Consider the following 12,219-nt stretch of genomic DNA (forward strand, 5'->3'; position numbering starts at 1 on the left):
ATGGCTGAACCTATCCTCAAGGTAAATTCGGTAACCAAATGTTTCGGCGGCCTCACCGCGGTCGACGACGTCAGCTTCAGCGTGGAAAAAGGGGAGATCGTCGGCCTCATCGGCCCCAACGGCGCCGGCAAGACCACCCTTTTCAACGTCATTTCCGGCTACTACGCCCCCACCAAGGGGAGCGTCATCTTCCAGGGCAACGACATCTCCGGCAAGCCCCCCTACAACCTGGCGGGAGTCGGCATCGGCCGCACCTTCCAGGTGGTGAAGCCCTTCGCGGGCCTCACCGTGCTGGAGAACGTGACCATCGCCTCCTTCCTGAAGCACCCGAAAAGGGCCGACGCCGAGCGTCACGCCTGGCAGGTGCTGGAGACCACCGGTCTCGCCGACCGCGCCAACGTCTCCGCCGCGGGCCTCACCCTGGCCGGGCGTAAGCGCCTGGAGATCAGCAAGGCGCTGGCCCTGGATCCGTCGTTCCTGCTCCTGGACGAGGTCGTCGCCGGCCTCAACCCGACCGAGGCGGACCGCACCGTCGAGCTGATCATGAAGCTCAAGGCGCAGGGTCTCACCATCCTCATCGTCGAACACATCATGCGCGTCATCATGAACATCTCGGACCGCCTGGTGGTGCTCAATTTCGGCAAGAAGATCGCCGAAGGGACCCCCTCCGAGGTGTCCAGCGATCCGCATGTCGTTCAAGCGTACTTTGGGGAGGAAGCGGCATGAATTTGCTCGACGTCAACGGCATCTCAGTCAATTACGGGGACATCCAGGCCCTGTGGAACATCTCTTTCTCGGTCGCCAAGGGGCAGTTGGTCGCCCTCATCGGCGCCAACGGCGCCGGCAAGACCACGACCCTCAAATCGCTGTGCGGCCTGATCCCGACCGCCAGCGGCACCATCCACTATGACGGCAAGCTGGTCACCGGCATGCCGGTGCACAAGGTGGTCGACCTCGGCATCACCCTGGTCCCGGAGGGACGCCAGCTCTTCCCGAAAATGACCGTGGAAGAGAACCTGCTGGTGGGCGCCTACCTGAAGAGGGCGCACGGCAAAAGGGCCCAGACCCTGAAGCGGATCTACGAGATCTTCCCGCGCCTTGAAGAGCGCCGCACCCAGACCGCCGAGACCCTTTCCGGCGGCGAGCAGCAGATGGTTGCCATCGGCCGCGCGCTGATGCAGGATCCCCAGGTCATCATGTTCGACGAGCCGAGCCTCGGTCTCGCGCCGATCATGGTGCAGGAGGTCTTCAAGGTAATCCAGGAGCTGCACAAGCAGGGTCTCACCATCTTCCTGGTCGAGCAGAACGTGCACCAGACCTTGAAGGTCGCCGACTACTGTTACGTCATGGAAAACGGGCGCATCGTGGGCCAGGGGACCGGCAAGGACCTTGAAGCCGACGAGTCCATCCGCGAAGCCTACCTCGGCTTCTAAGCAGCAACCTGTAACAGACGCTCCATCCAGATCCCCTATTCACCCGCGCAGGGGACAGGCTCCGCAGGTGCCTGTCCCCTTTGCCACTTTTCCGTTGTCATGACGGGAGGTTTCACATGCAGATCAAGGTAAAACTCTACGCGTCCCTGCGCAGGCAGAAGTTCGACGAGGCGGACTGGGAGATCACCCCGGACCAAAAGATCGCGTCGATCGTGGAGCAGCTGGGGCTCGCCAGGCAGGACGTGGGCACGGTCCTCGTCAACGGCCTGCACGCGGGATGGGACGAGACCGTAGCGGAGGGGGACGTCGTTTCCTTCCTGCCGCGCATGGGCGGAGGATAGTCTAATCCTCCTGCTGTTCGGGGCCTGGCTTCGCAGGTGCCTGTCCCCTTGCCTTCACGGCTCCCCCCTTTGCGAAGGGGGGGCGGGGGGGATTTGCCTCTCCACAGCCACAAGCAAATCCCCTAAATCCCCCTTCGCAAAGGGGGACTTTCTATCACCACCTTAAGACCAAGGGGACTGGCACCTGGCGGAGCCAGTCCCCTAAGGTCCATCACCTTATTTTTGCGGAGCTACGATATGAGCGAAAAAACCATCAGCAACAATCCGGAAAGCGTCATCTATAAGCGCTGCACCGTCGACCTTGCCACCGGCACAACCACCTTCGCCCAAGTCCCCTGCAAAAACCTGGAAGACGTGCTGGGCGGCTTCGGCAGGAGCTTCCAGATACTCGCCGAGCGCGACATCGCCGAGGCCTACTGCCCGGAGAACCCGGTCATCCTCAACACCGGCCTCTTGACCGGCACCAGCATCATGACTGGCATGCGCAGCTACTTCTCCGGCTACAGCCCCTTGAAGCAGTCCGGCACCGGGCGCCCCGGCGCCATGTGGTCCACCGGCAGCGGCAACTTCGGCAACAAGTTCAAGTGGACCGGGCTGGACGAGGTGATCTTCGAGAACCGCTCCGACAAGCCGGTCTACGCCCTGCTGAAGGAAGGGGCCAACGGTCCGGAGGTCGAGCTGAAGCCCGCCGACCACTTGGTCGGCCTCACCGGCCACGGCAAGATCATGGCGCTGTACCAGGAGTACCCCGAAGCCCACTTCGCCGCCATCGGCCCCGCCGGCGAGAACTGGCAGAACAACTACATGGGCGCGGTGGTGATGAGCACCGACAATGAACTGAAGTCGGGCGAGCCCAAGAGCCGCTTCGCCGGCCGCGGCGGCATGGGGAGCCTTTTGGGGTACAAGAACCTCTTGGCCATTGTGGCGCTCAGCTCCGACAAGCTGCAGAAGATCACCCCCGAGATCCGCGACGTGAACCGCGACATCCTGAAAAGCGGCGGCAGCGCGCGCTTTCAGCCGGCGAGCCAGGGTGGCGGCGGCGGCACCTGGGCCAACATCGAAGTGCTGCAGGTCTTCCACGCGGTGCCGCTCAACAACTTCCGTCCCAAGGGGAACACCGACGTGGAGCGGCTGTTCCGCGACGAGGTGGAGAAGGAATTCGACATCGCCACCGAGGCCTGCCACCGCTGCGGCATCCGCTGCCACAACAACCTCTTCTACAAGAACGAGGACGGCAGCCGCGGCAAGCTGGCGGCAAAGTTCGACTTCGAGCCGCTCATCCTGTTCGGTTCCAACCTGGGCGTGCACGAACCGGCCAAGGTCTGCGACCTGATCCACCGCTGCGACCTCCTGGGCATGGACGCCATTTCTCTGGGGACCACCATATCCTACGTGCTCGACTATAACGAGCGCCACCCGGACAAGCCGCTCTTCAACGGCGCCACCTTCGGCGACTACGAGAAGATCGCGGAGCTGATCGAGGACGCCGGCCGCGGCACCCTCCCCGGCATCGCCCGCGGCGTGAAGCGGCTCTCCGAGGAGACCGGCGAAACCGCCTACGCCATGCACGTGAAGGGCCTCGAGCTCCCGGCCTACCTCCCGGACACCAACCCCGGCTACATGTTCGCCATCGCCGGCGGCCACATGTCCATGGGGACCCACATGATGCTCGCCAAGGAAGGGAAGCACTCCCTCGAAGAGTGGACCCAGGCCATCACCACCGGCGGACTTTTGCAGGTCGGCTACGACATGATCGGCCTTTGCAAGTTCGTCGGCGTCGGCATCGGTCACGACATCATCGTGCGCGCCTTGAAGGAAGCTGCCGGACTGGAGATCGCCTCGCAGGACATCGTCGCCGCCGTGCGCCGGGCCTACCTGCGCGGACTGGCACTGGAGCTGCGCCAGGGGTTCCACGAGGAGAAGGAGTATACCCTCCCCTCGCAGGTCATGAACGACCCGAACCCCAAGGTGACGCTGCCGAAATTCATCACCAACGAGTTTCTGGGTGAGCTGCGCCAGCGCGTCTGGAGCGTGTTCAAGCCGGAAATGGAAGGACTGCTGCCGGTCCAGGGGGAGTGACATGTGCGCCGCCGAGACGAATGTGCTCGCCTCAGTTGACCGCCTGATCGGGGCCAACGAGGGGTGCACCAGGGACAACCTTGCCTGGCTCCAGGGCCAGATGGACTCCTACTTCTTCATCACCATGCAGGAGGAAGCCGAAGCGGTGCACGCGCTGGCGGTCGGGCTGAGGACACTGGCCCACAACCAGAAGCTGACCGTCGCGGACCGCGCGAGGACGCTGATCCTCGCCCGCCTGAACCAGCCCGGCTCCCTCTACGACACCCTGCGCACGCTGCAGGAGCGCGACATCTCCTACGCCGAGTTCACCCACTCCCGCGGTCTCGTACCGGGGCTCTCGCAGGGGCTCGAGGTGCAGCGCTTCGACTTCGACCGCAAAGAGCATGGCGAGATAGCCAACGCGCCGGCGCCGGTGATCCCCCCCGCCATAAAAGAGGGGATCGTCCAGGCGCTGCAAAGCCGCTATCCGCTCTTCGACATGAACCAGCTCGATCCGCTGCTGCGGCTCCTGTGGCTCAACAACGAGCAGTACGTGCGCATCTCCCCCCCGAACCGGGTGGCCCAGTTGCTCTGGGTCTTCCAGGAGGGCAACCGCCAGGGGGGGATCTTCCTCGACGTCGAGCAAACCGAGGACTCCGGCCCCGATGCCGAGACCCGCGTCCTCTTCGCGGTCGGCAACCCGCCCCAGAACGACTTCCTGCTGCAGACCATGGAGGTCTTCAACCGGCTCGACTTCGGGGTGCAGCGCGCCTACTGCCTGACCATCTCCAACGGCGTGCACCCCTACTTCCTGGGCACCTTCTACGTCAGAAAGCGCGGCGGCGAGGCCCTTCTTTCCAAGGGGAGCGAGCTCTTCGACCGGCTGCAGATGGAGCTCTACAACACCCAGATCCTCTCCACCGCCTCCACGACCTACCGCAGGTTCGTCACGACCCAGGTGATGACCGGCGAGGAGGCGAGCCTGGTGAACGCCTTCATCGCCTTCTGCCACACCAACCTGGCGCATCACCACCCCGACCCCTTCAGCCACGAAGAGGTGCGGCTCGCGTTCCACTCGCACCCGGATATCGCCCTGCAGCTCGCCAAGCTGTTCAGGACCCGTTTCCAGCCGGGGCTTTCCCTGCGCGAGGAGTTCTACAAGAAGACCCTGGAGGAGACGGTCCGCTTCGTCGAGTCGTACAACACCGGGCACCGCTACATCGACGACCTGCGCCGCTCCATCTTCCGCTGCGCCATCGCCTTCATCCGCAACACGCTGAAGACCAACTTCTACGTGCGTGAGAAGCACGCGCTCGCCTTCCGGCTCGACCCGGCCTACCTCGCGGAGCTCGCCCCCGAGTTCACCGCCGACCTGCCGCCCGAGCTTCCCTTCCGCATCACCTTCTTCTTCGGGCGCTACGGCTGCGGCTACCACATCGGCTTCTCCGACATCGCCCGCGGCGGCTGGCGCACCATCATCACCAAGAACCGCGATGACTACGTCACCTCGGCAAGCACCCTGTTCCGCGAGGTCTACGTGCTGGCGCACACCCAGCACCTGAAGAACAAGGACATCTACGAGGGCGGCTCCAAGATGGTGGTGGTGCTCGACGCCGCGCGCCTTGAGGCACACGACCTCTCCACGCAGCGCCTGTACAAGCTGCAGTTCGGCTTCATCAACGCCTTTTTGGACATCTTCGTCACCGACGGCGGCCGAGCCCGCGACCCGCGCGTGGTCGATTACTACGGCGAAGACGAGCCGATCGAGATCGGTCCCGACGAGAACATGCACGACGTGATGATCGAGATGATCGCGCGCCAGTCGCTCAAACGCGGCTACCTGCTCGGCATCGGCCTCATCTCCAGCAAGCGGGTCGGCATCAACCACAAGGAGTACGGCGTCACCTCCACCGGGGTCATGCAGTTCGCCGAGACCACCATGCGTGAGCTGGGGATCGACATCCGGCGCGACCGCTTCAGCGTGAAACTGACCGGCGGCCCCAGCGGCGACGTGGCCGGTAACGCCCTGCGCATCATGCTGGAGCGCTCCCCGCAGGCCTGCATCAAGCTGATCCTGGACGGCAGCGGCGCCATCTTCGACCCGGAAGGGATGGACCACGAGGAACTGGCCCGCATCGTCCTGAAACAAGACCTCGATGCCTTCGACCCCAAGCGCCTGCACCCCGGCGGATTTATCCTGTACCGCAACCAGCGCCGCACCGACGGTCTTCGCGAGCTCTTCAAACGCGCCGTGAGCACGGGCCTCGGTGTCGAGGAGCAGTGGGTCACCACGGACCAGTTCCACCGCGAGTTCGGCAACCTCCTCTTCTCCGTCCCCACCGACCTGTTCATCCCGGCCGGTGGGCGCCCCGAGACCATCGACGCCGAGAACTGGGCCCGCTTCTTCCGCGAGGACGGCACCCCCACCACCCGCGCCATCGTCGAGGGGGCCAACTCCTTCATCACGCCGGAGGCGAGGACCCAGATGCAGCGCCGCGGCATCGTCATCATGCGCGACGCCTCTGCCAACAAGTGCGGCGTCATCTCCTCGTCCTACGAGATCATCGCCAACCTGATGCTCTCCGAGGAGGAGTTCCTGCAGCACAAGGAGCGCTACGTCGGCGACGTGCTCCGGATCCTTGAGCAGCGCGCCCGCGACGAGGCGCAGCTCATCTTCCGGCGCCACCGCGAAGCCGGCAGCAGCTTCACCTACACCGAGATCTCCGAAGCGATCAGCCACGAGATCAACGGGCATTACGCCCGGCTCTTCTCCTTCTTCCAGAGAAATCCGGAACTGTGCGACGAGCCGGTGTTCCAGCAGGCCATCCTGGCGCACCTCCCCGCCATGCTGCGCGAACCCGAATACCGGACCCGGCTGGATCGTCTCCCTGCCAAGTGCCGCTACGCCATCCTCGCCGCCGAGATCGCATCCTCGCTGGTCTACCGCGGCGACCAGGAAGCGGACTTCAAGGAGATGATCAAGGGGCACCTGCTGCGCAATTTCGCCACCTTGGACAAGACTTTACCGACCACATCCGCAGTACCAGCAACCGAGCATGCCAAGCCCGTTTATCAAGGAGGCGCTACCTGATGGAGCTGAAACAGATTCTTGTCTTCATGGATGACCCGGACCATTCCGCCGACCGGCTCGACCTCGCCCTCAACCTCGCCAAGCGGCACCGCGCCGGGGTTCTCGGGCTCAAGGTGCAGCCGCACCACCTGATCCCGCTGCGCCGAGGCCACGACCAGGACACCACCGAGGAGCTGGCGCGACTGTTTAAGGAAAAGACCGCAGCCGCCGACGTAAAGGGCGAGTGGATCACCGTCGACGCCAAGGTGCTTGGGGGGGTGGTCGAGGCCATCAACCACTACGCCACTTTTGCCGATCTGGTGGTGGTCGGCCAGAGCGAGCACGGCTCCTCCGAGCGCCGCGCCACAGACTTCCTCCCTGAAAAGGTGGTCTTCGGCTCCGGTAAGCCGGTGCTGATCGTCCCCTACACCGGCAAGTACAACAGCCTGGGCGACAAGGTCCTGGTGGCCTGGAAAACCGGTCGGGAATCGTCTCGCGCACTTACCGACGCCGTACCGTTCCTGAAGGCCGCCGCGTCGACCCACGTCTTCGAGGTGAATCCGAGCCAGGGTGAAGAGGCTGACCTGGAGAGCCTGCGTCGCTACCTCGCAGCGCACGGGGTCACCGCCGAGATCGAGACCAGTCTCATCACCGAGCTGCACGTAGGCGACGTGCTGCTGAATCGCGTCTCCGACGAGGGGAGCGACCTCCTGGTGATGGGGGCCTACGCCGACCTGCACTTCGGCAACTACGTGCTCGGGGACGTCGCGAAGCACGTGCTGCGCCACATGACCATCCCGGTCCTCATGTCCCACTGATGGAGAGGATCGTCTTTCTGGACCGCGGCGGCATTTCGGTGCCGCTGCGCACCCCATGCTTCCCGCACCGTTGGCAGGAATACCCGGACACGAGACCGGAGCAGGTGGTGGAGCGTCTTGCCGATGCGACCATCGCGATCACGGACCAGGTCGCCATCAACGCGGAACACCTGGCCGAACTGCCGAACCTGCGCATGATCGCCGTTGCCGCCACCGGGGTGGATCACGTCGACGTCAACGCCTGCCGCCACCAGGGCGTGGCGGTAACGAACGTGCGCGACTGGTCGGTGAGCGTACCGGAGCATGTCTTCTCCCTGGTCCTCGCCCTGCGGCGCAACCTGCTTGCCTACCATGACGTGGTCCAGGGGGGCACCTGGCAGCGCTCGGAAGGCTACCTGGTGCAGGTGGAACCGATGCCGCGCTCGCTGTCCGGTGCGAACCTCGGCATCATCGGGGTCGGCGCATTGGGAAGCAAGGTGGCCGCGCTGGGCAAGGCCTTCGGAATGGAGGTGCTTTACGCGGAAAGGAAGGGGGCTACGGAGTTGCGTCCCGACCGGACACCGTTCGAGGAGGTGCTGGCAAAAAGTGACGTGCTGGTGCTGCTTTGCCCGCTCACCGAAGAAAGCCGCGGCATGATCGGCGAGGCGGAGTTGAAGTTGATGCCGCGCCACGCCATCCTGGTCAATTGCGGCCGGGGCGGGCTCCTGGACGAAGCGGCACTGGCCAAGGCATTGGAGGAAGGCATCATCGCCGGGGCCGGGCTCGACGTTCTGACCCAGGAGCCGCCGCGGGACGGCTCACCCCTGCTGGACCTTAAACAGCCCAACCTGATCGTCACGCCGCACGTCGCCTGGATCAGCGACCGATCTCTCGCCACCCTGGCCGAGCAGGTGATCGGGAACGTGGAAGGGTTCGTTCTCGGGCACCCGCGCAACCTGGTGGTGTGAAACAAAAAAAGCCGGGCACCCCTTGGGAGCCCGGCTTCGTCGTTTCGATGCTTTTCCTGTTTATTCGCCGTAGACGTGCAGCTTGTACTCGCCGAAGAGGCCGAGGATGTTCTTGCCTTCCCAGTCGACGGTAGAAACCTTGCTGATGCCGCCGTTTTTCTTGGCGGTTTCGATGCTGCAGTCACCGGTTGCCACGAGCCCCAGCACGCTTTTGCACTCGGCCACACCATGCTTTCTCTCGCCGCCGTTAGCGGTAGCCGCAACCGGAAGCTTCAGCTCAGTGTAGAGGGCGCCCATCGGGAAGGGCGAGGCACAACCGGACATGATCCCAAAACCAGCCAACAGACCTGCATAAAGAATCTTCTTCACTGCTTCCTCCTCATAACAAAATTTTCAATCTCACGCCCCCGAAGCCACCGCAGCGTCAGTTTCCGCCAACGTCGAGCAATGATCTCAAGAACTTAACGGTGGAGACCATAGCACGCGTGAAACATATATTCAAGTTTTTGAAGGTATTTATTCGATTTGCCTGAGGGAGGGGGAGTAATTCAAGGGGCATTTGCGGGGCAGCTTGGAAGATCTACGGGTGTAAATCTTTGGTGCTCTTATCTTTAGTTCTTCGGGGTTTACGCACCACCTTGGCTTTAGCAAAAAAGTCGGCTACCTGTTCCGCATCGTTGGGATCATAGAGATCGGTTTCTGCGTCGTAAAGAACGGGGACATCGGCCACAGCCTCCTGCTTCACGCGCTCCCAGTCAGTCCCTAAATTCTTTTTCGAGCCAGTCATGATACCTCACACCTATCTTGTTCGATTGTTGCCGCTGCACGTGGTCGCCCACCTCTTATTGTAGGTGCGATCAGGAGTTGCGGTCAACGGCTGCGCTCGCGTCGCTAGCTCCCCATCTGCACATACTTCTTCACCGTGCGTCGATCGAGCTGGGTGCGGCGGGCGACTTCTTCGTAGGTGCCGTGGGTGTCGTAGAGAAGCCCGCAGTAGGCGGCTAACACTTCTTCGGCGTTGAGCGCGCCGTCCCTGAGCCCCGCGGCCAGACGCTGGACCGCGTCTCCACTCCCCTTTTCCCGCTTCACCCCCTGGTACCGCCCCGTCAGAATGATCCGCTTCACGGCCTGTTCCAATTCCCGCACGTTGCCCGGCCAGTCGTACTCCCGCCCCACATCGCGCTGCAACACCTTCTGCACCAATTGCCGCTCGCGCGCGGAAACAGGCTGTCCGGCGATGCGGCGCAGGATGGCCTCCAGCAGGGACTCCAGCTCCTCTGGCTCCTCTTTCAGGCGCTGGCGTAGCGGCGGGATGATGATTTCGTCGGAGCATAGGCGGTAATAGAGGTCGTCGCGGAACTTCCCGTCGAGGAGCATCTCGTCGAGCGGCCGGTTGGTCGCCGCCACGATGCGGCCGCTGAAACGCCTGGGTTCATGGCTTCCGACCGGGAAGAAGACCCGCTCCTGCAGGACCTGCAAGAGCTTGATCTGGACGGGAATGCTGACGTCGCCGATCTCGTCCAGGAAGATGACACCGTGCGGCGCGCAGCGGCTGAAAAGCCCCTCATGGTTTTCGACGGCGCCGGTGAAGGAGCCCTTCTTGTGCCCGAACAGCTCGGACTCGAGCACCCCCTCGGAATACTGGGACAGGTTGATGGCGACAAAGTTGCGGGTGAAGCTCTCGGTGAAGCCGTTTCGGGCAGGATCGTAGGGGATGAAGCCGGAGCGCCCGATGGCGGCGGCCGCGGCCCCCTTGCCGGTCCCGGTCTCACCGAGCAGCAGGATGGAAAACTCCTCCATGCGGTTCCACAACCCCGCTTCGAACCAGCGCACGTCATGGGTGAAGACGCAGTCCCAAAGGTGGCGGCGCAGCGCCTTCATGGAAGGGGAGCTCCCGACCAGCCCGTTCCTGATGAAGTAGAAGGCGCGGCGCAGCTGGTAAAAAACGGCGAAGGTCCGCTCCGCCTCCTCCGCGGTGAGGCCGAAACCGGACAGCTCCTCCAGCGCCTGCCGGGCGAAGCCGACGCGGCAGGGCTTGTCCCCCTGTTGCAACTGCTCCTGGATGAGCCGGTCGAAGTGGTCGACGTAACGATGGAAGACGTGGAACAGACAGAACCTGCGCAGCACCTCGCGCCGGTGTCCCCCCTGTCCCTGCAGGTCCGCAAGCCCCCGGCGGCGCAGGCTCTCCACTTGCGTTGCGACCCGGGTCAGTACCGAGTCGAGGATCTCTTCAGACGAAGACCCGCGCGGCGCGCCTCCGATGGCAAAATCGAGATCGTCCCTGGTCTCGCCAAAGGGATTGGCAAAGGCAGCCCGCGCGACTGTCTCGAGGAAGGCCCATTCTTGATCTGTCATTTTTGTAGCAGTCATACATTATATGTATTATCAATGTACAAATAATGTCAAGTTGCCTTTTGAGTGCGCGGCAAAACTCAGCGCACTAACAACACGGAATCAGCATGTTACGCCTACACTCTTAACGGATCTACAATTGGCATAGTACCTGTAATAGTAAAGGCATCCGACTCAGGGGAGACCGACATGGACGCTACCACCACAGCAAAGGGCATCATCGACATCCACTGTCACACCGCCGGCATCGGCGCGGGAAACAGCGGCTGTTTCATCTCACCGGCAATGCGCAGGAGCTGGAGATACAGAGTGTTCCTGAAAGCCTTCGGCGTGACGGAACAGGAACTGCTCGATGAAGGGGACGGGCTGGTCATGCGGCGCACGTCGCAGAGCCTGGCCACCTCGGAGCGGGTGACCGCCGCGGTCATCCTGGCCATGGACGGTGCGGTGGACGACAAGGGTGAACTGGACCGCTCCCAGACTGAGATGTTCATCCCCAACGAATTCGTGGCGGCGGAGTCGGCCAAGTACCCGAACCTCCTTTTCGGCGCCAGCATCAATCCCCTGCGCCGGGACGCCCTGGAGCGCCTGGAGCGGGCGGCGGCTGACGGAGCGGTGCTGGTCAAGTGGCTCCCTTCCATCCAGCACTTCGACCCCGCCGACCGGAGCCTGACCCCGTTCTACCTGAAGCTGAGGGAGCTTGGCTTGCCGCTGCTCACCCACACCGGCTCGGAACAATCCTTCACCGCGGTCCGTAACGAACTGGCTGACCCGGAGCGCCTGAGGCTGCCGCTCAGCCTCGGTGTGAACGTCATCGCCGCGCACGCCGCCAGTAACGGCCGCAACCACGGGGAAAGCAACCACCGCCGCTTCCTGAGACTCTGCGGCGAGTACCCCAACCTGTACGCGGACATCTCCGCGCTCACGCAGTTGAACCGCCTGACGCACCTGCAACGCCTGCTCAAGCACCCGGAACTGTTCGATCGGCTCCTCTACGGCACCGACATGCCCATCCCCAACACGGCGGCGGTCACTCCGTTAGGGTTCCCGAACCGGCTCTCGCCGCGGCGCATGCTGCAGGTCTCGCAGATCACCAACCCGTGGGACCAGGACGTCGCCCTCAAGGAAGCGCTGGGCGTCCCGGAGCAGATTTTCTTCAACGCCAACGCCATCATCAGGCTTTAAGCCACCAGGAGCACC

The 12,219-nt window shown here is 63.4% G+C and carries 11 protein-coding genes; 8 read left to right on the forward strand and 3 right to left on the reverse strand.

Annotated features, from left to right (window positions below):
• From KP004_RS17450 to KP004_RS17480, 7 genes are all read left to right on the forward strand, one after another.
• The gene (locus KP004_RS17450; protein ID WP_216799691.1) at positions 1–726 is read left to right on the forward strand and encodes an ABC transporter ATP-binding protein; all 726 of its coding nucleotides are present in this window, start codon (positions 1–3) and stop codon (positions 724–726) included.
• Positions 723–1,433 (forward strand): ABC transporter ATP-binding protein, encoded by a 711-nt coding sequence (locus tag KP004_RS17455; RefSeq protein WP_183344896.1) that lies wholly within the window; start codon positions 723–725, stop codon positions 1,431–1,433. Before KP004_RS17450 ends, KP004_RS17455 begins: the two co-directional genes overlap by 4 nt.
• A 116-nt stretch (positions 1,434–1,549) precedes the next feature.
• A complete protein-coding gene (locus KP004_RS17460; protein WP_199387547.1) occupies positions 1,550–1,774 on the forward strand; it encodes a MoaD/ThiS family protein in 225 nt (74 codons plus the stop codon).
• A gap of 237 nt (positions 1,775–2,011) precedes the next feature.
• Positions 2,012–3,853, forward strand: a complete 1,842-nt coding sequence (locus KP004_RS17465) for an aldehyde ferredoxin oxidoreductase C-terminal domain-containing protein (protein WP_216799692.1) — start codon at positions 2,012–2,014, stop codon at positions 3,851–3,853.
• 1 nt (position 3,854) lies between these two features.
• Complete coding sequence (locus tag KP004_RS17470) at positions 3,855–6,923, forward strand: NAD-glutamate dehydrogenase domain-containing protein (RefSeq protein WP_216799693.1); 3,069 nt, start codon at positions 3,855–3,857, stop codon at positions 6,921–6,923.
• A complete protein-coding gene (locus KP004_RS17475) occupies positions 6,923–7,720 on the forward strand; it encodes a universal stress protein (protein ID WP_216799694.1) in 798 nt (265 codons plus the stop codon). Before KP004_RS17470 ends, KP004_RS17475 begins: the two co-directional genes overlap by 1 nt.
• Entirely contained in the window at positions 7,720–8,667 is a 948-nt protein-coding gene (locus tag KP004_RS17480) for a D-2-hydroxyacid dehydrogenase (RefSeq protein WP_216799695.1), read from the forward strand. Before KP004_RS17475 ends, KP004_RS17480 begins: the two co-directional genes overlap by 1 nt.
• 60 nt (positions 8,668–8,727) lie before the next feature.
• On the opposite strand, the gene KP004_RS17485 is transcribed toward KP004_RS17480, so the two are convergent.
• The 3 genes from KP004_RS17485 to KP004_RS17495 all read right to left on the reverse strand — a co-directional run bounded on the left by KP004_RS17485 (position 8,728) and on the right by KP004_RS17495 (position 11,022).
• Positions 8,728–9,036, reverse strand: a complete 309-nt coding sequence (locus tag KP004_RS17485; RefSeq protein ID WP_216799696.1) for a TRL-like family protein — start codon at positions 9,034–9,036, stop codon at positions 8,728–8,730.
• Positions 9,037–9,247: 211 nt separating this feature from the next.
• The gene (locus KP004_RS17490; protein WP_216799697.1) at positions 9,248–9,454 is read right to left on the reverse strand and encodes a hypothetical protein; all 207 of its coding nucleotides are present in this window, start codon (positions 9,452–9,454) and stop codon (positions 9,248–9,250) included.
• Between the two features lie 104 nt (positions 9,455–9,558).
• Positions 9,559–11,022 carry a sigma 54-interacting transcriptional regulator gene (locus KP004_RS17495; RefSeq protein ID WP_216799698.1) on the reverse strand — a complete coding sequence of 488 codons (1,464 nt, stop codon included), beginning with the start codon at positions 11,020–11,022 and terminating at the stop codon, positions 9,559–9,561.
• A gap of 186 nt (positions 11,023–11,208) precedes the next feature.
• Between KP004_RS17495 and KP004_RS17500 the strand changes: the two genes are divergently transcribed.
• Complete coding sequence (locus KP004_RS17500) at positions 11,209–12,204, forward strand: amidohydrolase family protein (RefSeq protein ID WP_216799699.1); 996 nt, start codon at positions 11,209–11,211, stop codon at positions 12,202–12,204.
• Positions 12,205–12,219: the final 15 nt, after the last annotated feature.

Origin of the sequence: Geomonas oryzisoli (assembly GCF_018986915.1) — a bacterium.
GTDB classification, from domain to species: domain Bacteria; phylum Desulfobacterota; class Desulfuromonadia; order Geobacterales; family Geobacteraceae; genus Geomonas; species Geomonas oryzisoli.

Bases quoted from the DNA above. Each gene is read 5' to 3' on its own strand.
- KP004_RS17460 (WP_199387547.1), top strand. From the start codon at position 1,550: ATGCAGATCAAGGTAAAACTCTACGCGTCCCTGCGCAGGCAGAAGTTC.
- KP004_RS17475 (WP_216799694.1), top strand. From the start codon at position 6,923: ATGGAGCTGAAACAGATTCTTGTCTTCATGGATGACCCGGACCATTCC.
- KP004_RS17450 (WP_216799691.1), top strand. From the start codon at position 1: ATGGCTGAACCTATCCTCAAGGTAAATTCGGTAACCAAATGTTTCGGC.
- KP004_RS17495 (WP_216799698.1), bottom strand. From the start codon at position 11,022: ATGACAGATCAAGAATGGGCCTTCCTCGAGACAGTCGCGCGGGCTGCC.
- KP004_RS17470 (WP_216799693.1), top strand. From the start codon at position 3,855: ATGTGCGCCGCCGAGACGAATGTGCTCGCCTCAGTTGACCGCCTGATC.
- KP004_RS17480 (WP_216799695.1), top strand. From the start codon at position 7,720: ATGGAGAGGATCGTCTTTCTGGACCGCGGCGGCATTTCGGTGCCGCTG.
- KP004_RS17465 (WP_216799692.1), top strand. From the start codon at position 2,012: ATGAGCGAAAAAACCATCAGCAACAATCCGGAAAGCGTCATCTATAAG.
- KP004_RS17490 (WP_216799697.1), bottom strand. From the start codon at position 9,454: ATGACTGGCTCGAAAAAGAATTTAGGGACTGACTGGGAGCGCGTGAAG.
- KP004_RS17455 (WP_183344896.1), top strand. From the start codon at position 723: ATGAATTTGCTCGACGTCAACGGCATCTCAGTCAATTACGGGGACATC.
- KP004_RS17500 (WP_216799699.1), top strand. From the start codon at position 11,209: ATGGACGCTACCACCACAGCAAAGGGCATCATCGACATCCACTGTCAC.